Source organism: Candidatus Proelusimicrobium excrementi (genome assembly GCF_937881865.1).
Classification (GTDB): domain Bacteria; phylum Elusimicrobiota; class Elusimicrobia; order Elusimicrobiales; family Elusimicrobiaceae; genus Proelusimicrobium; species Proelusimicrobium excrementi.
In genome coordinates this window covers 1-19,043 of sequence record NZ_CALGEO010000152.1, presented here as the reverse complement: position 1 = coordinate 19,043, position 19,043 = coordinate 1, and the positions used below count along the sequence as shown (strand labels likewise).

15 protein-coding genes and 1 pseudogene are annotated in these 19,043 nt (G+C 46.2%); 7 read left to right on the top strand and 9 right to left on the bottom strand.

The window, feature by feature from the left end:
• From ACQY26_RS06870 to def, 5 genes and pseudogenes are all read left to right on the top strand, one after another.
• Nucleotides 1–486: pseudogene (locus ACQY26_RS06870) on the top strand (peptidase U62); the annotation flags it as partial.
• Nucleotides 486–2,114, top strand: a complete 1,629-nt coding sequence (locus ACQY26_RS06865) for a metallopeptidase TldD-related protein (RefSeq protein ID WP_428048401.1) — start codon at nucleotides 486–488, stop codon at nucleotides 2,112–2,114. The pseudogene ACQY26_RS06870 and the gene ACQY26_RS06865, both read left to right, overlap by 1 nt.
• 110 nt (nucleotides 2,115–2,224) lie before the next feature.
• The gene (locus ACQY26_RS06860; RefSeq protein ID WP_428048400.1) at nucleotides 2,225–2,683 is read left to right on the top strand and encodes a PTS sugar transporter subunit IIA; all 459 of its coding nucleotides are present in this window, start codon (nucleotides 2,225–2,227) and stop codon (nucleotides 2,681–2,683) included.
• 5 nt (nucleotides 2,684–2,688) lie between these two features.
• Nucleotides 2,689–4,716 (top strand): APC family permease, encoded by a 2,028-nt coding sequence (locus ACQY26_RS06855; protein ID WP_428048399.1) that lies wholly within the window; start codon nucleotides 2,689–2,691, stop codon nucleotides 4,714–4,716.
• 2 nt (nucleotides 4,717–4,718) lie between these two features.
• Nucleotides 4,719–5,237, top strand: coding sequence for a peptide deformylase (def, locus tag ACQY26_RS06850; protein WP_428048398.1), 519 nt, complete (start codon nucleotides 4,719–4,721; stop codon nucleotides 5,235–5,237).
• Nucleotides 5,238–5,313: 76 nt separating this feature from the next.
• Here def and ACQY26_RS06845 read toward each other — a convergent pair whose 3' ends face one another.
• From ACQY26_RS06845 to ACQY26_RS06805, 9 genes are all read right to left on the bottom strand, one after another.
• Nucleotides 5,314–5,739, bottom strand: coding sequence for a hypothetical protein (locus tag ACQY26_RS06845; RefSeq protein ID WP_428048397.1), 426 nt, complete (start codon nucleotides 5,737–5,739; stop codon nucleotides 5,314–5,316).
• A gap of 72 nt (nucleotides 5,740–5,811) precedes the next feature.
• On the bottom strand, nucleotides 5,812–6,231 hold the full coding sequence (locus tag ACQY26_RS06840) for a hypothetical protein (RefSeq protein WP_428048396.1): 420 nt from the start codon (nucleotides 6,229–6,231) through the stop codon (nucleotides 5,812–5,814).
• Nucleotides 6,228–7,022, bottom strand: a complete 795-nt coding sequence (locus tag ACQY26_RS06835) for an inositol monophosphatase family protein (RefSeq protein ID WP_428048395.1) — start codon at nucleotides 7,020–7,022, stop codon at nucleotides 6,228–6,230. Before ACQY26_RS06835 ends, ACQY26_RS06840 begins: the two co-directional genes overlap by 4 nt.
• Nucleotides 7,019–8,512 carry a TM0106 family RecB-like putative nuclease gene (locus tag ACQY26_RS06830; RefSeq protein WP_428048394.1) on the bottom strand — a complete coding sequence of 498 codons (1,494 nt, stop codon included), beginning with the start codon at nucleotides 8,510–8,512 and terminating at the stop codon, nucleotides 7,019–7,021. The genes ACQY26_RS06835 and ACQY26_RS06830 overlap by 4 nt, the downstream gene beginning before the upstream one ends.
• A gap of 80 nt (nucleotides 8,513–8,592) precedes the next feature.
• Nucleotides 8,593–10,491, bottom strand: a complete 1,899-nt coding sequence (locus ACQY26_RS06825; protein WP_428048393.1) for a tetratricopeptide repeat protein — start codon at nucleotides 10,489–10,491, stop codon at nucleotides 8,593–8,595.
• Nucleotides 10,488–11,225, bottom strand: coding sequence for a RecB family exonuclease (locus ACQY26_RS06820; protein ID WP_428048392.1), 738 nt, complete (start codon nucleotides 11,223–11,225; stop codon nucleotides 10,488–10,490). Before ACQY26_RS06820 ends, ACQY26_RS06825 begins: the two co-directional genes overlap by 4 nt.
• Entirely contained in the window at nucleotides 11,222–11,803 is a 582-nt protein-coding gene (locus ACQY26_RS06815; RefSeq protein ID WP_428048391.1) for an RsmD family RNA methyltransferase, read from the bottom strand. The genes ACQY26_RS06820 and ACQY26_RS06815 overlap by 4 nt, the downstream gene beginning before the upstream one ends.
• A gap of 2 nt (nucleotides 11,804–11,805) precedes the next feature.
• A complete protein-coding gene (locus tag ACQY26_RS06810) occupies nucleotides 11,806–12,450 on the bottom strand; it encodes a response regulator (RefSeq protein WP_428048390.1) in 645 nt (214 codons plus the stop codon).
• Nucleotides 12,447–13,550 carry a sensor histidine kinase gene (locus tag ACQY26_RS06805; protein WP_428048389.1) on the bottom strand — a complete coding sequence of 368 codons (1,104 nt, stop codon included), beginning with the start codon at nucleotides 13,548–13,550 and terminating at the stop codon, nucleotides 12,447–12,449. Before ACQY26_RS06805 ends, ACQY26_RS06810 begins: the two co-directional genes overlap by 4 nt.
• Before the next feature lie 63 nt (nucleotides 13,551–13,613).
• On the opposite strand from ACQY26_RS06805, the gene ACQY26_RS06800 reads away from it, so the two are divergent.
• Nucleotides 13,614–15,734: a penicillin-binding protein 1A gene (locus ACQY26_RS06800; protein WP_428048388.1), complete on the top strand. Its 2,121-nt coding sequence runs from the start codon at nucleotides 13,614–13,616 to the stop codon at nucleotides 15,732–15,734.
• Nucleotides 15,735–15,789: 55 nt separating this feature from the next.
• Nucleotides 15,790–18,921: a DEAD/DEAH box helicase gene (locus ACQY26_RS06795; protein ID WP_428048387.1), complete on the top strand. Its 3,132-nt coding sequence runs from the start codon at nucleotides 15,790–15,792 to the stop codon at nucleotides 18,919–18,921.
• The last annotated feature ends 122 nt before the right edge of the window (nucleotides 18,922–19,043 follow it).

Sequence of the window (19,043 nt, the reverse complement as noted above, 5' to 3'; positions counted from 1 at the left end):
ATAAGGTTCAGGCCGGTTTCCAGAATGGGCATTACCGTGGTTGAAGCCGCCCATACGGTCGATTTCCCCACTTTAAAGCAAATGCTTAAAGAAGAAGTCAAAAAACAAAACAAACCGTACGGGCTTATAATAGACGATATTTCCGGCGGATTTACAATGATTGACACCTCGAACCCGCAATCGTTTAAAGTTCAGCCTTTGCTTGTTTACAAAGTTTTCCCAGACGACAGACCCGACGAAATTATCCGCGGGGCGGATATAGTTGGCACGCCGCTTACCAGCTTTAACAAAATAATAGCCGCGGCCGACGATTACGCCGTTTTTAACGGTTCCTGCGGAGCGGAATCCGGCTGGGTGCCGGTATCGGCCATAGCCCCAAGCGTATTGATATCGGAGCTGGAAGTTGAAAAAGTGCAGAAATCTTACGACAATCTGCCGATATTAACGCCGCCGCAGGCTAAAAAAGAAAAAGGAGGCAAAAAATAATGAAAAAGCTTTTACTCTTTTTAACCGCTTTGTTTTTGCTGGTCGAAGCAAACGCCTTTGACGTCAGCAAAAACGGGGAAGTAATCTTCAAAGCCATGCAGGACGAAATGGCCCGCACCATGAAAGATCTTAAAACCAAAGGCATGGCAAAACCTTATTACGCCGCATATAAAGTCAGCGCCGGGGACTCTTTCGCCGTAGGCGCTTTTATGGGCGAAAAGTATGTGGAAAACGAATCAAAAGGGGATATAAGCATAAGCGTAATGCTGCGCGCCGGCGATAAAAAAACGGACAGCAGCTTTTTTGAAAACACGGTAATTTCCACCGCCGAAGGCCAGCTGCCCAGTATGTCTTACGAAAGTATCAGAAGAGCTCTTTGGCTTCAAACAGACAACGCTTACAAACAGGCTTTGGATCAATACACTAAAAAACTGGCCTATTTAAAGAAAAAACAGGTAAAACAGGAAAACCCGGATTTCAGCGCGGCGGAAATATCTTCCGACGTTCCCTCGCCGGAGTTCCCCCCTTTTGATAAAGATTATCTTATTTCACTGGCGGAGGAAATGTCAAAGCAGGGCGACGTAAAATCTTTAAAGAAGTTTTCCGTTTTCGCGGCGGCGGGGCAAAGAGCCGTATTTTTCCTTTCAAGCGAAGGGGCGAAATACGTCAAAGACGATTCCACATTGACTATAACGCTCAGAGCCGAAGCCGATACGCCGGAGGGCTTCCCGATTGAAGCTTCAAAGAGTTTGTCTTATAAAAGCCAAGACGAACTGCCTTCAAAAGAGGAACTTATAAAAACGGCGAAAGATTTCTCCGAGGAAATGCAGGCGGCGGTCCTTTCCCCTAAAGGCGAAGCGTTTATAGGCCCCGTGCTCTTGGAAGACCAGGCCGCAGCTTATCTTTTTGCAAATCTGTTCGCCAATAACATAACAAACACCAAAAAAACGCTTTCTTTAAACAACGACAAAGACTATAATATGGGCGAATTTGCCCGCAAAAAGGGCCTTAAAGTAATGCCTTTTGATTTTAACGTCGTAGACGACCCGGAAGCGGAAACGTTTAAAGGAAAGAAGCTGGCCGGATTTTATAAAGTGGACGACGAGGGCGTAAGGCCTTCAAAACTCCAAATAGTCAAAGACGGCAAATTGACCGAATTGCCCGCTACAAGAAGCTCCGGCAAAACCAACGGACACGCGCGTTTGGGGCTTTTTGAAAACAAACTCTACGCAAAGGCTATGCCTTCCAATTTATTCTTCCTCCCGCAAAAAACTTTGCCTAAAGAAGAACTTAAAACCCGCCTTATGCAGGACTGCCTTAAAGAGAACTTGGATTACTGCTATATAATCCGCAGGTTTGACGGCGGCAATATAACGGCTTATAAAGTGGACGCAAAAACCGGGGAGGAAACACTTACGCACGGCTTTGAGATGCCGGCCCTTTCCACCAGGGCTTTAAGGGATATAACCGCCGCCGGGGATGATTTGACGCTCACTAATTATTATTCTTCTAGGCAGCCTTCTTACGCGCTGGTTGCCCCTTCCGTAATACTGAGCGAAATGGAACTCAAACCCAGCCAAGTTGAAAACAAAAAACCGCCCAAGCTTGAAAAGCCGCAAGCCGATTAAGCAATTTTATAAACCGCGCCTTTTACCGGGCGCGGTTTTCTTTTAGACGGACGGAGCCTTCCGCCCCGCTTGACTAGCCGCCGTCCTTTTGTTAGTATATATTTTTAGGTATGGATAATCATAATAATAATCTCCCTTTAATACTCAATGAGAAAAGAGTATTCATTATAAGGGAAAATATCGTCAAAAAGGATTTGGTGGCAAAATTGGTTCATTCCATTTGTGCCGAACTGCCTGATTTAAACGAAGAAGAAGTCCTCTCTTCCGTATTAAAAAGAGAGCAGGGTATAAGCACCACGCTTGACACCGGGCTGAGCATTCCGCACGCAAGGATAGAAGATTTGGAAGCTTTCCAAGCCGCGGCGGCGGTTCTTCCCAACCCGATAAAAGACGATTACGGGCTTGACGTAAAAGTCATGTTTTTATTCCTTTCTCCGGCGGGGCCGGCTTTTTTCTCCAGCCATTTAAAACTTTTGGCCGCTTTGGCGGAAAAGTTTAACCCGGATTTCATCAAAGAGCTTGGCGCAATGCAAGACGAACGCCTGCTGCTTAAAAGTTTTTCACTCTGACAGTTATGAATCCCGATCCCGCCCAAGGGCAAACAAACAAATTTAAACTTAAAGGCGTAGTCGTAATGACTACGGCCATGCTGACTTTTATAACTTTTTGGAAAGCCGCCGCCATTGTTTTATGCGATTTCGGTTCAAGCGCGTTTTACGCCGGCGGCATAGCTATGAAAGCCATAGGCCCCGCTTTCCCTTGGTATATTTTGGCGATAATGATATTCGCCGGGCCGATACTGCTGATGTATATAGAAGCCTGTTCCATGTTTACAAGGGGCGGCATATTCCCGGTGGTAAGGGCCGGATTGGGCGAAAACGCCGCAAAAGCCGCCACAGCCGCAATACTTTTTGATTTTTTATTGACGGGCCCTATCAGCGGTATTTCCGCCGGGCAGTACATAGTCGGCTTCATAAATTCCGTCTTGGAATATTTCAATGCGGGAATTTCTTTAAACGGGGACGGATTTTCAATCCTTTTCGCCATAGGCGTAACGATATATTTTTGGCAGCAGAACATAAAAGGGATTGAAGACTCCAGCGATAAAAACGCCCGCATTATAAAATTTTCCGTAATGATATGCGCCGTATTGGTAGTTTGGGCCATAATAACTTTGTTTATAAAAGACAATGTAAAACTCCCCCCTTTAACGCCGCATTTTACCGAAGTTTCTTTGGGGTGGGCGGCGGATATTCCGTTCCTTAAATATATAGGCGTATTCGGCGTAGTTATGGCTTTGGGCCATTCCGTGCTGGCTTTAAGCGGCATTGAAACGCTGGCGCAGGTTTTCAGGGAAATAGAATACCCTAAAATACAAAACCTTAAAAAAGCGGCTTTGATAATATTCGTCTTCGCTTTGGTGTTTACCGGCGGGCTGACTTTCCTGGCGGCTTTGCTTATACCGGAAGATCTTATGGCTGGGAAATATCAGGATAATCTTTTGGCCGGCCTTGCCATGAGCTTAAGCGGGCCGACTTTCCTTAAACTTATTTTGCAGGCCTGCGTAGTGGCCGCAGGCGCGGTTATGCTTTCCGGTGCGGTCAACACTTCCGTAATAGGCGCAAACGGCCTTATGAGCAGAATGGCCGAAACCGGCATTCTTACCGACTGGTTTCGCAAAATTCACCCCAAACACGGCACCACGTACCACATGATAAACATGATTTGCATGATGCAAATTTTGGTGATACTATTCTCCCGCGGGAACTTATATTTGATAGGTCAGGCTTACGCTTTCGGCGTGCTTTGGAGCTTTGTATTTGAACTTTCTTCAATAGTGGTCCTGCGCTTTAAAGAGAGAGAAAAGAAACGCGAATTTATAATGCCTTTGAATTTTAAATTCGATCATTATTTAATCCCCGTCGGCGGCATTTTGGTCGTACTGGTGGTGGTCGCTTTGGCCCTGACAAATTTGATAACAAAGCAAATCGCCACGGTAACCGGCATTTCCTTTGCGGCGTTTTTCTTTTTGATATTTAACGTATCTGAAAGAATGAACGCGCAAAAAGCCAATGATATTTTTGAAGAAGGCCACAGAGAAAAGCTAAACCATATAGAAGCCGACTCTTTGGAAAAAGCTTTGGCCAATCTTGAAGGCTCAAGCCGTATACTTGTGGCGATGCGCGACCCTGAAAATATGTATCCTTTGGATACTATACTTAAAGAAATGAAAGACGACGATACGGACGTAATAGTGCTTTACGTCAAACCCGTCGAGCACTGGCGCATCGGCAAAACCGGCATGGCCAGAAGCGTTGACGAAAACGAACTTTTTACCAATATTATCTTAACGGCCGAAAAATACGGGCATCATGTTTTCCCGATAGAAATAAACAGCAACGAAGTGTTTTACGCCATAAGCCAAACGGCGATAGCGGCGAAAGTTAAGGAGATTGTAATGGGCGTTTCCGGTTCTTACGGGGCCCATGACCAAATGGAAAGATTGGTAATGGCTTGGGGAGTGCTGCAAAACGGTCAGCCGCATATTCCGATGACGGCGAGAATTCTTTGGGAGGGTAGGGAAGTTTCCTACAAATTTTAATTATGGCCATAATGAAAATATATAAATACGGCGAAGAAATCCTAAACAAAAAAACAAACAGAATAAATTTTAATTTAATGGAAAAGAAACTGCCGAAACTCATTAATGATATGACGCAGACTTGTTTGGCTATGGGCGGCGTGGGTTTGGCCGCGCCCCAAGTGGGTTTGGACCTTTCAATAGCGGTAGTGATGTATCCTTTGGACGAAGAAGGCGAAAAGTATAAAAGATACGTGCTTATCAACCCGGAAATATCACGCAAAGAAGGCTCGGTGGACAGCAATGAGGGATGCCTTTCCTTCCCGGGGCTGGACATAAAGGTAAAAAGGGCGCAAAAAATCCACGTAAAATACATTAACGAAAAGGGTATGCCCGTAGAAGTTAAAGCCGACGGCTTTTTAGCCATTATCATGCAGCATGAAATCGACCACCTCAACGGAAGAGTTTTTATCGATCTGCTGCCCGCCGCGGAAAAAGCGGAAGCAAAAAAACAATTGGACGAACTTTCCAAAAAGTGGTAGTTTAAGGTTTAATCAATAATAAAAAAGCGCTTCAAAAGAAGCGCTTTTTTTATAAATGCCAAATTAATTTTACCGTTTATTCCGCTTTGTGCGGCTGGATATGCTCCAATTCGTTAATCAGGCTGTAAAGCGTAGGCTGCAATTTATTGACGTATTCGTTTTCAAATGTGTTTATGCGCTGTTCTATTTTAGCCACCGCTTTGGAAAGTTCCAAATTGCGTTTTTCTTCTATCAATTTTATTTCTTCTATGCGGTAATGAAGTTCTTTAAGCTTCTCTTTAATTTCCGCGGCTTCGCGCGCATTGACGCTTCCGCCTTTGGCAAATAAACGTCTGGCGTCCTGGGCGGCTGCCGCCGCGGCGGAAGAAACCCCGTCTAAAAGATCCAAATCGTCTTCCTGTTCTTTAGGGCCGCAGGCTCTGTATTTTGCGATAAAATAAAACAGCAAAACCAAACAGAGCAGAAATCCTGATAAACTGATAATTATTGTCGGTGTCGGCATATACATATATTAGCATATTAAAGGCCGGTTTTGACGCACAGATTTAAACCCGCGCGCCTAAAAATCCGCGCTTTAATTATTAAATTCCTTATTTAAAACTTTTAAAGTTTTGTCTATATCTTCCACCACCAGATAAATCCTGCTGGGGGAACCTTCAAACGCGCTGCCGAATATAGTGGTTATATTGATATTATTGCGGCAAAGCACTTTGCCCAAATCCGCCATAACGCCCGGGCGGCTTTCAACCTCAACGCATATAGCCTCGGTTTTTACCGCCGTGTACCCGCCGCGCGTCATAATATTAAGCACTTCGTGGCTTTCGCGCTGTTCGTCGCTCAAAACGAATTTAACGACGGCAGCCTCATAGCGCACTTCCGAGGAAAGGCCGGAAATATCCAAGCCGGAAGAATAAAGCATCGTGGCGAATTTTTCCAAAGCGCCGGGTTCGTTGATTAAAAACACGCTGTATTGATTTGCTTTGCAAATTTTCATAAGCTCCCCAATGTTTTGTTTATAATTCCGAGCATCTCTTTATGAATTTTGCCGTTACTGGCCAAAAACTCCGCACCGTATTTTTCAAGCTTCGAAAAAGCTTTTCCTTTAAAATCCGTAACTTTTCCGCCCGCTTCCTGAACTATTAAAGTTCCGGCGCAGCAATCCCAGGGGTTAATGGAAAATTCCCAATAACCGTCGGCGCGCCCGCAGGCTATCCAGCAGCAGTCCAAAGCCGCCGAGCCCGTGCGCCTTACGTCATGGCAGTTAAACAAGAAATCCGTGAATATCGGTACATGCACTTTTTTTATGGGGGTTCTGTCATAAGGAAAGCCGGTTATAAGCAGGCTGTCCTGAAGCTTAGGGGTGCCGGAAACGCGGATTTTCTTTCCGTTTAAATGCGCGCCCTTGCCCTTTACGGCGGTAAATAACTCTCCCTTAAAAATATCCATAATCGCGCCCATAACGGGACGTCCGCCGTCCGTCAAAGCCACCGATACCGCGCTGTGGGCAAAAGTGTGGGCGTAATTGGTGGTGCCGTCGATAGGATCTATAACCCAAAGATAACGCCCGTCTTTTTTAATGCCGGATTGACTCTCTTCCGCCAAAAAGCCGTGTTCCGGGAAAGCTTTTGAAATTATTTCGACAATCTTTTTTTGGCAGGCTATATCCGCCTGGGTAACCAAGTTGCTTTTGCCCTTAAGTTCATAACTTACTTTGCCTATACGCTTTTTTGCCAGCGCAGCGGCTTTGGTTACGGCTTCAATAAGAACGGCGTATTCCTTTTTCATAATGAAAGAGCCTCGTGTTCTTTAAGATAATTTTCCATATACAGCATGGCTTTGCAGTCGTCTTCATTGTACATTAAAACTTTTTCAAGCTGGGCAAATTCCCCAGTTTTAAGCCAATTGGTAAAATAGACCATACTGTCCATGGCACCGCAGTCGTCCTGACGCCAGTTAAAACCGAAAGCCGGCGCGGCCGCCTTTAAAGAAAGGCTCGGCGCAGGCAGATAAAAAGATTTTTCAACAGTTACTTTCAAATCCGTACAATGGGAGATAAGCTTTTCCAAATCCGGTTTTATTTTGGGATATTTCTCGCAGAGAGAGCGCATTTTTTTGACTTCGTATTCCGTCCAATGATAAAGCGCGGCGCTTTCCTCACTTCCCAAATAATCGGCAAATTGCTTAAAGATTATTTCTTCCTCTGCTTCGGTCTTCGCAACGAAGTAAACGAATTTATCTTCCTCTTTATCCCAAACGCCTATTAAATAGACGAAAGAGATACTATCCGCAGTAAAAGTTTCGGTGGCTTCGAAATCAAAATACAAATTGCGTTTTTTATGTTCCGGCGGCCAAAAGGAGGGCTCCCTTATAACCGGCATATTCTTATGGTAGGCCAAAGCGTGGGCGTAAGTTTCAACGGCCAAAGCTTCCGAGGCCAAAGGCTCTTTTAAAATCTCTTTTATTTTATCAAGCCCGGCCAGATAAACATCCTCATAAGTATTAAGGCCGGCTTCTTTTAAAGTTTTGCGCATCTGCGCGTTTAAATGCGGAAACAGCACCAAATCTTTAGCGGCGAAAACATATTTATTGGCGTAAACGCGCCACGGCGCAAGCGCGGCCTTGGGCGGTTTTTTGGCCTCCGGCAGCAAAGTGTTTTCCCTTATCGCGCGCCATTGGCTTACATATTCTTCCGCGCGGGGAAGAGCTTTAATGCAGTCCAATTCCTGATCTTTACTTTTAAGAATAAACAAAGCCGAACCCGGATTACAGCCCTGAACGTCGGCCAAAATTTTATTCATTAAAGAGGTTTGCATGGCGTAATGTTCTTTAAGTTCGCCGGCGCGTTTCAACTGCACTATTTTGTAATGATAATCGCCGAAAACGCTTTTACCCTCATTTACTTTAAACAGAAGATTAACGCTGCCGTATACGCCGTCTTCTTTACGCAAATCCAGCAAAACCGCGCCGATAATTCCGTCATCGCCGCGCGCCATGGCTTCAAGAGTTTTTTTAAATTTTTCCGTTTCGTTCCCGCCGGATATCGCGGTTACGGTTTTGCAGTGTTCGTGTATCCAATGATCGCGGTTGTTTCTATCGGTTTTGCCGCGCAAATGTTCGTAAAGGTTCGGTTCTTCCACCGCCTCGGTTTTGGAAACATGGAAAGAACACCAAAGACCGAAAGGATCTTGGATAAGAATAAACATCTTTCCCGCTGGGAAATCTTTTGGGCCGGGCGTTCTGGAAGCTGAAAATTCAGTAAAAAGCTCTTCTGTCATTTAATACATTTTATCTTTTTAACGCCGTTTAGCCAAGCAAACGGAGAAAAAAGCAAAACAATACAAAAACAACTTCGGTTTTATTTTTGTTGTTTAGCGGCTTCTTCCAGCATATTTTGGTATTTTACGATTTCATCCAACAAAGGCTGATTGCCTTGCTCCGCCGCCAAAGAATTGGCATTTGCGAAATCTTCCCTCGCATTGTTGAAATCCCCCTGCTGGGCATAGCCCAAACCTCTGGAAAAGTAGCTTGCGCCGTCATTGCCGTCAAGCTCTATGGCTTTGGTAAAATCCGCCACGGCTTTGGAAGGATTCCCGCTTTGCAGGCTTTGCGTCCCGCGCATTTTATAAGCGGCGGGCAAATTGGGGTTCAAGCTTAAAGCGGCGGATATTTCTTTTTGCGCTTCGCCGTTTTTGCCCTGTTCCATAAGTATTGAAGCCGCACCGATATGGGCGTCGGGGAGATTTGGATTCATGGCTATCGTCCTCCGATAGTCGCGCAAAGCCGCGTCTTTATCGCCCAAAGCGGCGTTGGCTATGGCGCGGTTATAGTAAACTTCGGGCACGTCGGGCTGCCTTTGCGCCAATTCGTTAAATTTATCTAAAGATTCCTGATAGTTCCCGCTGGCGTAAGCGTTTGAGGCGTCCTTAAACAAAGCTTCGGCCACGCCGTCGCGGACGCTGCGCTCCTGCAAGCCTTTTCCGCTCGCCAAATTGGCCATATTCTGCGCTTGGGTCGCGCCTTCTTTATTGCCTTGTTCCTGATACAAAGCTTTTGCGGCGGCCGCATCCTGCGCCGCGCCTTTGTTATCGCCCATAGAAGCGCGCAGACGCGCACGGTTAAGGTAAGCCGACGCATTGTTTTTATCGGCTTCTATCGCTTTTGAATAATCTTCAAAAGCGGCTTTATAGTTTTTATTTTGCAAATTCGCCGCCGCGCGCTGAGCGTATAAATCGGAAGGATTGGAGGAAAGTTCAATGGCTTTATCCAAGTCCGCCGCCGCGCCGGCATAATCGCCTTTAGCCATTTTGGCTTTGGCGTCGGAAGTATAATCCAAAAGGTTCTTTTTGGCGGAGGAAGCTTTGCCGGAGGCCTTCTGTGAAGCCGCCGCGGCAAAAGCGTTAAAATCGCCGGTATTGACTTCCCCAGATGTAAGCCCGGCGGAAGCCTGTTTAAATTTTTGCAGCATGGCTTTTTTATCGCCGTTTTTTAAAGAAGACGAAAGCCCGCCCAAGCTTCTTACGATTTCACTCTTAAACTTGGCCGCGGAAGCCGCATCAGCGGGGGAAACGCTCGGTTTCAGTTCCGCCGCCGCTTTGGCCGCTGCGGCTTTGGAAGCGGATTTGTTTTTCTTAATCCCGGCGCTTTGTTTTTTAAGCAAATTGAAAGCTTGGGAAGACTGCATATATCCCGCCCTGTTGCCTGAAGCGGAAAAAAGTTTGCCGGCTTGGGCAAAATCGCTCATCGCCGGATTGAAACGCGCCAAATTTACATTGCTGACGCCCCTGTTGTAATAGGCTTCGGCCAAAGCGGGGTTAATGGCTATGGCCGAACTTAAATCTTTATTTGCGCCGGCATAGTCGCCCAGCATTAAAAGAGCGGAAGCCCTGCCCATATAAAGTTCGGCGGAGTCGGGATTTAAGGACAAAGCTTTATTATAATTTTCCAGCGCCGCGCGGTAATCTCCCTTTTGCATTAAAACGGCCGCTTTGGCGGAATAGGCCTCGGGCTCGCCGGGGCGCAAAGCTATTATTTTATCCAAGCTCGCAAGCATATCTTCCGGGGAAGAGGCTTTGTTAAAAGCGTTCAAAGCGGCGTTAAGCCGGGCGGAGGAGTCATCTTCTTCTAGGGCCCGGGAAACTTGCGGCGTGTTTGCCGGCTGAAAATCTTTCATACCGTTAAAAACATAATAACCGCCTACGGCGAATATGGCGGCGCAGAGCAGAACGCCTATAATGAGCCCGGAAAGGAATTTCACTTTTTATCCTCCTGTTTTACGCTGCTGAAAGGGCAGCGGTTATTCATAAGGCAGTAAACGCAATGATTGGTGTTCGGGGCGAATTCCCCCGCTTCAATGCTTTCCCCGGCGGAAATGAAAGTATCAAGGATTTGCCGCTCCTCAAAAGTGGAAAAATCCGCCGAAATCTTTTTATCCAAAGCCACAAAGTATATGGTGGCTTTACCCTTTTGCATATTCCAAGCGCGGCGCGCGCCTATGCTGTATATTCCCAGCTGAAGGGAGTCTTTTATGTCAAAATTTTCGTTTAAAACGGCGTCCGTTTTGTAATCTATAACTTCCCAGCTGCCGTCGGGCAGGCGGTCGATGCGGTCTATTTTGCCGCGGAAGGACCAGCCGTCCTGTTCAAAAATAAATTCCCTTTCCGTGGAGTTTACGGTGCTGTTGCGGAAATATTCTTTTTCTTCATAGACTTCCAGCATACGCTTGCCCTTTAGGTAATATTCCATTTGCTCCGCGGCGGAAGAATACCCCGCGCCCAGCCAGCAGCGGTTATAATATCTTTGAAGCTCGCTCGGGTCATTGCTTTGGGCGTGGTAGGCTTCCAAAGTGCGGTGTATGGACACCCCCAGCGACGTAGCCGGTATCAAGCCTTCCCTTCTGCCCTCAACGTATTTAAGTTTAAAGAGGTAGGGGCAGTCCCTGTAGGTTTTTACTTTGGAATAATTAAGTTCCCTCGGGTTATTGGGTATCATTTTTTATTTCTCAGGAAATGGACTAAAGTATCGCCGTATTTTTCTACCCTGTAAACTTCCAGGGAATCTGGTACGTCGAAAGTTTCCGTTTTGTGATGCTGTAAAATAATTATGCCGTCTTCGGCCAAGAGTTTGGCTTGCGCGACTTTCGCCAAAACCGGGCCGGAAAAGCAAAGGGGCTTATTGTTAATGTCCCTGTAAGGAGGGCCCATAAAAATTATGTCGTATCCCTCGCCCTCGCTGTAAGCGTAAAGCCAGTTCAAATCTTTTGCCAGCAGATCGCCTTTCAAAGATTTGGCGCGTTCGGTAAAGCCCAAATGTTCCAAATTGCGCCTTTGCGCTTTAAGACAGGCGGGTTCTCTGTCCACCATAACCGTCTTTAAAGCTCCGCGCGAAAGCGCCTCCAAAGAAACATTGCCCGTGCCGGAAAACAAATCCAGCATAATTGCGCCCGTTATGCGCGGACGAATGATATCAAAGACGGATTGTTTTATCCTGTCCGATATCGGTTTTACCGGCAGATTCTTTGATACCGAAAATATTTTGCGGCCTCTGGCCGTGCCTGCGATTATTCTCATAATTAAATATGTGCGATGCCTTCTTTAATGGCGTATCTTATCAAATCCGCCTGTTTATGTATATTCAGCTTACGCATGATATTGTTTCTGTGCACGTGTATCGTATTTACGGAAAGGCCGTACTCTTCGGCCATTCTTTTGCTGCTGAAGCCCTCCGCTATAAGCTGGAGAATTTCCTTTTCCTTGGGCGTAAGCTGGTTTTTGCGTTTGGCCTTGGAAACCTTGCCGCCGGGCAGGCCGTTTTCAAAATACCGGCTGACGCCCTGCGATAAAAACATTTTGCCCTCGTTTACGATTCTTACGGCGTTTAAAATTTCGTCCGCGTCGGAAACTTTTACCACAAACCCCTTCGCGCCGGCCTTAATGGATTTTTCTACGGTAATTCTGTCGTCGTACATACTAAGCACGATAACTTTGGCCCCGGGCCGGGCTTTCATCAATTTGTAAGTTGTTTCAATACCGTTTAAAACAGGCATTGATATATCAACTATATAAACGTCGGCGCCTTTTTCCTGCGCAAATTCCAAAAGTTCTTTCCCGTTGGAGAAATCCCCCACAATCTTCATGTCTTTGCTTTTGCGTTCAAGCACGGCTTTTATCCCGTCGCGCACTATCATGTGATCATCGGCCATTGCTATTTTTATCATACAACCCTCTTATAAGAAATTATCGGGCAGACGACTTTTATTTTAGTCCCCTTGCCTGGCTTTCCTTCAATGCTTATCGTCCCGCCTATGTAGGAAACGTTTTCCTTCATACCAAGTATCCCCAGTTTATTCGCGGTTCTGCTTTTTTCTTCTTTATAGCCGATGCCGTCGTCTTCCACGGTCAAAATTATATTATCGGCTTCTTTTGCGATTCTGATTTTGGCGGTTTTCGCATCCGCATGTTTTATAACATTGTTTAAAGCTTCCTGCACCGTTCTGAATATGATAATTTTTACCCCGTCTGATATTTGCACCCCGTCTTTTATTTTATACTTATAATCAATCTTAAGCGGCACGGAAGCGGAAAGCGTATCGACAAAATGCCTTACCGCGGCGTCAAGCCCGACGTCGTCTATTTGCGGAGGACGCAGATTGACGACCGCCTTTTTCATTCTGTCCATGGAACCGGCCACAGCCCTTTGCAATTTATCGGCGTCGGCCAAAGCTTGGGCGGCGTTTCCGTCTTTTATGTCCTCTTTAAGTATAGCCAAAAGGGAATTAATTGCAACCGCGGCCGTGCCTATTTCGTCATGAAGCAAAGACGCTATTTTGCGTTTTTCTTCTTCCCTGCCGTTAAGAAGCAGGCTGACAATGCTTGGCGCTTCGCTTTCGGCCACGGAGTAAGAAACTTTGTCCAAAAAATTATCCGCGTCCACCTTCCTTACTATTCCCAGCACTTTATCAACCGCGCCGTCTTCTTTGGTAAAAGGCACCAGCAAAGTTTTGTAAAGGCCGGGAGTTCGGCCGTTCTCGTCCAAGAACCATTCATAAGAAATTTTATGGTTGTCAAAAGCTTTTTTGTGGGAATCTACGTGGACTCCGCTTTTTGTAATTTGTTCTTTAAAATCTTTGGGGAATTCTTCGCCGCAGCCGTAGATAAAAGCGCATTTGTTGCTTTTGTCCAAAAGGTAAAGGCAGGTATACTTCGCGGCTGAAGAGCTGTTACCGGCCTTAAACGAAACATCCGCCGCGCCGGAACGGCACAGCTCTTTTTTGCCCATAATGCAGCACAAAGAATCTTTCTTCTTATAGACAGTCATATTATTATTCTACTAATTTTCCGCCGTATTTTTATACTAATGATAAATTGATATAATTTAATAATGAATATACTTAAATCAAAATTTTTTATATTTTCTTTCGTCTTTGCCGCAACTTTGGGCATATTTGTCTGCGCGGCTTTGACGTATTATATAGTTTCCGGCATACCGCCGGTTTACGAACTTGAAGAATATTCCCCCTCTTTAACCACTAAAGTTTTTGACAAAAACAATAATCTTATTTATGAATTTTCCGTGGAAAAACGCCAGCTCGTTCCGCTGGACGAAATCCCGGTGGACATACAAAACGCCGTAATTTCCATGGAAGACAGAAACTTTTTCAAACACGCGGGTTTCTCCTTAAAAGGCATAGTCAGGGCTTTGGTAAACGACATCGTTTTGGGCAAGGCCGCGCAGGGCGGATCGACAGTAACGCAGCAGCTTTCCAGAGGCGTATTTTTGACGAAAGAGAAAAAGATTATCAGGAAGGTAAGGGAAATTTTCCTCTCGGTCCAAATAGAACGCGCTTTCAGCAAGCAGGAAATACTGCAAATGTATCTTAACGAGATTTACTTCGGCGAAGGCGCCTACGGCGTTAAAGCCGCGGCGAAAAAATACTTCAACAAAGATTTAAGCGAACTTACTTTGGGCGAAAGCGCAATGCTTGTGGGCGTAATACCTTTGCCCAGCAGATATAATCCCTTCGCTCATCCGGAAACCGCCAAACAGAGAAGGGCTTTGGTCTTAAACTCCATGCAGGAAATGGGTTTTATTACGCCGGAAGAAGCCAAAGCCGCCAAAGAAGAACCCCTGCCGGAAAAGAAACAGGCCGCCGACAAACCAGGGCTTTACTTCATAGAATACATAAGGCGCATTTTGGAACCTAAATACGGCATGGATACATTTTGGAAGGGCGGGCTTAATATTTACACCACTATAGACATAGAAAAGCAGGCTTTGGCCGAGCAGATAATGAACGAACGCCTGCATGATTACGACGTCCGCTTGGCCAAGGATTTGGGCATAGAAATAGTGGATGATTCCATCGCTTCCGAAGCCTTGCCGGAGGAAGAAGAAGCCTCATCGGCAGAAGAAAAGCCCGAACAGAAAGAATATCCCCAGCTTCAGGGCGCGTTTTTTGCGCGCGACGTTAAAACCGGCGCAATAAGGATAATGATAGGCGGAAGAAACTATGAAGAATCCCGCTTTAACAGGGCAACGCAGGCAAAACGCCAACCGGGATCTTCTTTCAAGCCTTTCGTTTGGATGGCCGCTTTGGAAAAAGGCTATACGCCTTCCACCATGATAAAAGATTTGGAAATGGTCTTTTATTATGACGGCAACAACTGGAGAGTATTCGACGAAGCCAAAGATCAGTATTCACTCCAGCTTGCGGCACAGCCTTTTATGTACAGCAAGGATTTTGACGTTTGGGCCCCCAGAAATATCGGCGGAAGCTCTTCCGGGTTCTCCACATTAAGGAGAGCTTTGGAACTTTCCAGAAACTTGGTAGCCGTCAACTTGATAGACGCCGTAGGCGTTAAAAACACCATAAACGCGGCAAGGCGCGCGGGGATAAAATCGGCTCTGCCCAATGCCCCGGCTTTGGCTTTGGGCGTATCGGTGGTAAGCTTGGACGAGCTTGTCAGCGCGATGAGCACCTTCGCAAATAACGGCATATACGTTGAAGAATACGCCATAGAGCGTGTGGAAGACCAAAACGGACGCGTTTTGGAGCAGCATATCCCCAACGAGAGGGAAGCATTCTCACCGCAGGATTCTTTTATTCTCATCAATATGATGAAAGGCGTGGTGAAGCGCGGAACCGGCGGCGCGGCAAGGGCTATAAAGAAGCCCATAGCCGGCAAAACGGGGACTTCGCAAAGTTACAGGGACGCTTGGTTTATAGGCATGACGCCCAATATCGCGGCCGGAGCCTGGATGGGCTATGACGACGATACCGCCCAGGAAAAAGGACGCTGGACCGGCGGCGGCGCGGTGGCCCCTTGGTGGACCGCCATAATGCAGGAAGTTTTAAAAGACGAACCCGCGGCGGATTTCCACGTACCGGACGGGATTTCCTTCGCGGCGGTCAATCCCGAAACGGGCAAATTGGCTTTACCCGGCGACAGAAATAAATTCCTGGAAGCGTTTAAAAAAGGCACTGAGCCGAGCTCGTTCTAAATTTACTTTCCGTAAAAGCGCCCTGATGTCCTAAAAGGGCGCTTTACATTTATATATGGCGATAAAAAATATTCTTTTACCCAATATTTCCTCCGCGGCTTTTTTGGCGGCGGAAGAAACCATTAAAACAGAGCGCACAAAAGCGAATATTCTGTTCGTCTGCCGCGACGAGCAGGAAATGGAAGATTTCGTTCTTGCGTTTAAAACTTTCGCCAAAGAACAAGAACGCGCCTTTGCCATGATAGGCGAGGACAAATATTCCATAAGTGCGGGCCTGTATGAGTTTTTATCTTCGAAAAAACCTATAACGGCCGCCGCCTTGTATTCCGTTTGCGCGAAGGCTCTGCCCGGCAGAAAAGATTTCGCCCAAAAGACAATAACAATCAAAATAGCGCAAAGCATGACGCGCGGAGAGCTGCTCTTTAAACTCGAAAACTGCGGCTACGAACGCGCCGACTTTACCGAAAAATCAGGCCAATACGCCGTCAGGGGTTCAGTAGTGGATATTTTCAGCCCCAACTATGACGCGCCGTGCAGAATATACTTCAGCGGGAACATGATAAGCACCGTTTCTTTGTTTGATATTGAAACGCAAAACACAAAAGAAAATCTTGAAGAATACGTCGTTTCACCTTTGACGTTTGAAAACAACGCCTCAAACTTGGCGAACTGGACAAAAGATTTTGAAATTTTCTTATATAATCCGCCGGAGCAAGCTCTGCCGCTTATGCCGGGGGCGCAAACGGCTTTTTATAATTTGCCGGCGGAAGATTTTATCGACTGCGGCCTTAAACAGAACCCTTCTTTCAACGCCGATTTTAAACTTTTTGACGCGGAAGCCGCCAAACAGCTTAAAGAGGGATATCAATTAAAATTATACTGCCTTAACATGGGCGAACTGCAAAGACTGCAGGAAGTCTTCGCCGATTATGAAGCTTTAAAACGCATACCATTGCTTATCGCGCCTTTAAGAGAAGGTTTTTACAGCCCCAAAGAAAAATTCGCGTTTTACACTTCCACGCAAGTGCTTAACAGAACTTACAGGGGTTCTTCTTTAATAAAAAAATTCGATTCAAACCAAGCCAAGCATGTACGCTTCAAAGAGCTTGAAACCGGCGATTATATAGTCCACCAAGAACACGGCATAGGGCGTTACCAAGGTATGAAAACCCTTATAAACGACGGCCTGCCCGTGGACTGCCTGATAATAGAATATAAACGCGGGGAAAAGCTTTATATACCCGTAAGCGATTTCAGGAAAATACAAAAATACATAGGGCTGAAAGGCAAAGCGCCGAGGATATCTTCCCTCAGCGGGAACGCTTGGCGCGAAGTAAAGAAAAGAGTAAAAGAAGACGCCCAAAAAACCGCCAAAGAAATTTTGCGCCTTGAAGCCCTGCGCCGCTCCAATAAAGCGCAGGAACTTTTCGGCGACGACAGGCTTGAACGGGAATTCGCCGATTCCTTCCCTTACGAACAAACGCCCGATCAGACCAAAGCCATAGAAGAAATTTTAACCGATTTAACCCAATCCCGCCCTATGGACAGAGTGCTTATCGGCGACGTCGGCTTCGGCAAAACGGAAGTGGCCATGCGCGCGGCTTTAAGGGCGGCTTTAAGCGGCACGCAGGTGCTTGTTTTGGTCCCTACCACGGTATTGGCCGCACAGCACTACAAAACCTTTACTCAGCGTATGGCGGCGTTCCCCGTTTCAATAGAATTATTATGCCGCTTCCAAACAAAAAAAGAGCAAAAGGATATCGTAAGCAAAATAAAAAAAGGCGTAACGGATATAGCGATAGGTACGCACAGGCTGCTTTCCAAGGACGTGGATTTTAAGAACCTAGGCCTTTGCATTATCGACGAAGAGCACCGCTTCGGAGTAAAACAGAAGGAAAAAATCAAAGCCAAATCACTGGGCGTGCACACCCTTATGCTTTCCGCCACGCCTATACCAAGAACTTTAAACCAGTCCCTTTCAAGCTTAAGGGAGATGTCAATAATACAAACGCCGCCGCCCGGCAGAATGACAATAAAGACAAGGGTTCTGCCTTACGGGGACGATATCGTAAGCACGGCTATACGCGACGAAATCGCGCGCGGCGGCCAAGTGTTCTACCTTTATAACAAAGTGGAAACCATGCAGGAAAAACTGGCTTATCTGCAAAAACTCCTGCCGGAAGTTAAATTCTGCGCAGCGCACGGCCAGCTTGACGAACGCACCCTGGAAAATACCCTTTGGGATTTTTACAATAAACGCTATGACGTCCTTTTGGCCTCAACCATAATAGAATCCGGCTTGGACGTTACCAACGCAAATACTTTGATTATCGAAAACGCTCAGGATTTCGGCCTCGCCCAGCTTTATCAGCTGCGCGGCAGGATAGGGCGTTCTTCCAGCAAGGCTTATTGCTATCTGCTGCATCCCGCATGGCTGCTTAAGAAAAAACAGGAAGAAGTTGAATATTCCGTAGATAGCTTTTTCGGGAAAATCGCCAAAAAGAAAAAGGACGTCAACGAAGAAGCAAGAAAACGCCTCAGCGCAATAATGGAATTCAGCGAACTGGGCAGCGGCTTTAAACTGGCCCTGCGCGATTTGGAAATACGCGGCGGCGGTGAACTTTTAGGAGTACGCCAGCACGGATACGTAAACGAAGTCGGCCTTTCTTTATATTGCGATTTGGTCGCAAACGAAGTCAAAAAGCTTAAAGGAGTGCCGGTTGTCAGAACTCTTTACGCGACAACCAACCTTAAAGTGCCGGCCTATATACCGCCGGATTATCTGCCTTCCGACAATGAACGCTTAAGATATTATAAAGAATTGATGGCCTCGGACTATGAAGGCAAAAAACTGCTTTTGGCCAAGCTTGAAAATATGGCCGGCAAAGCCCCTGAGGAGCTGCTTAACTTAATTGAAGTTATGCAGCTTTCCATGGACGCCGGAAAGATAAATATACGCCATATAGAAGGCGGCGAAGGCTTTACCGAGTTTTACTTTACCAGAACTTTTAAAATACCCGAAAGTTCCATAACTAAACTTTTGGAAAGCTTCCGCCAAAATATAATGTTCCTGCCGGCACCCAACGGCGACGGAATAAGGATTTACCACCGCCAGGGCAATATTTTGGCCGAAGCTAAAAGGCTGATGGATATTTTAAAGCTGTTAATAATCCCTCAGGAAACCTAAGCGTGATGCCGCCAAAGGCGGCGCAGTATCCAAAACGGTAAAAAAATAAAAAATCGCCTAAATATTAAAGTTTGCTAGCCATAAGAACCTAATATCACGCGAGGAAAGAACCTCAATTTACC

Excerpts from the sequence above, each read along its gene's own strand:
- ACQY26_RS06865 (WP_428048401.1), top strand. The coding sequence starts at position 486 with ATGAAAAAGCTTTTACTCTTTTTAACCGCTTTGTTTTTGCTGGTCGAA.
- ACQY26_RS06860 (WP_428048400.1), top strand. The coding sequence starts at position 2,225 with ATGGATAATCATAATAATAATCTCCCTTTAATACTCAATGAGAAAAGA.
- ACQY26_RS06855 (WP_428048399.1), top strand. The coding sequence starts at position 2,689 with ATGAATCCCGATCCCGCCCAAGGGCAAACAAACAAATTTAAACTTAAA.
- def (WP_428048398.1), top strand. The coding sequence starts at position 4,719 with ATGGCCATAATGAAAATATATAAATACGGCGAAGAAATCCTAAACAAA.
- ACQY26_RS06845 (WP_428048397.1), bottom strand. The coding sequence starts at position 5,739 with ATGCCGACACCGACAATAATTATCAGTTTATCAGGATTTCTGCTCTGT.
- ACQY26_RS06840 (WP_428048396.1), bottom strand. The coding sequence starts at position 6,231 with ATGAAAATTTGCAAAGCAAATCAATACAGCGTGTTTTTAATCAACGAA.
- ACQY26_RS06835 (WP_428048395.1), bottom strand. The coding sequence starts at position 7,022 with ATGAAAAAGGAATACGCCGTTCTTATTGAAGCCGTAACCAAAGCCGCT.
- ACQY26_RS06830 (WP_428048394.1), bottom strand. The coding sequence starts at position 8,512 with ATGACAGAAGAGCTTTTTACTGAATTTTCAGCTTCCAGAACGCCCGGC.
- ACQY26_RS06820 (WP_428048392.1), bottom strand. The coding sequence starts at position 11,225 with ATGATACCCAATAACCCGAGGGAACTTAATTATTCCAAAGTAAAAACC.
- ACQY26_RS06815 (WP_428048391.1), bottom strand. The coding sequence starts at position 11,803 with ATGAGAATAATCGCAGGCACGGCCAGAGGCCGCAAAATATTTTCGGTA.
- ACQY26_RS06810 (WP_428048390.1), bottom strand. The coding sequence starts at position 12,450 with ATGATAAAAATAGCAATGGCCGATGATCACATGATAGTGCGCGACGGG.
- ACQY26_RS06805 (WP_428048389.1), bottom strand. The coding sequence starts at position 13,550 with ATGACTGTCTATAAGAAGAAAGATTCTTTGTGCTGCATTATGGGCAAA.
- ACQY26_RS06800 (WP_428048388.1), top strand. The coding sequence starts at position 13,614 with ATGAATATACTTAAATCAAAATTTTTTATATTTTCTTTCGTCTTTGCC.
- ACQY26_RS06795 (WP_428048387.1), top strand. The coding sequence starts at position 15,790 with ATGGCGATAAAAAATATTCTTTTACCCAATATTTCCTCCGCGGCTTTT.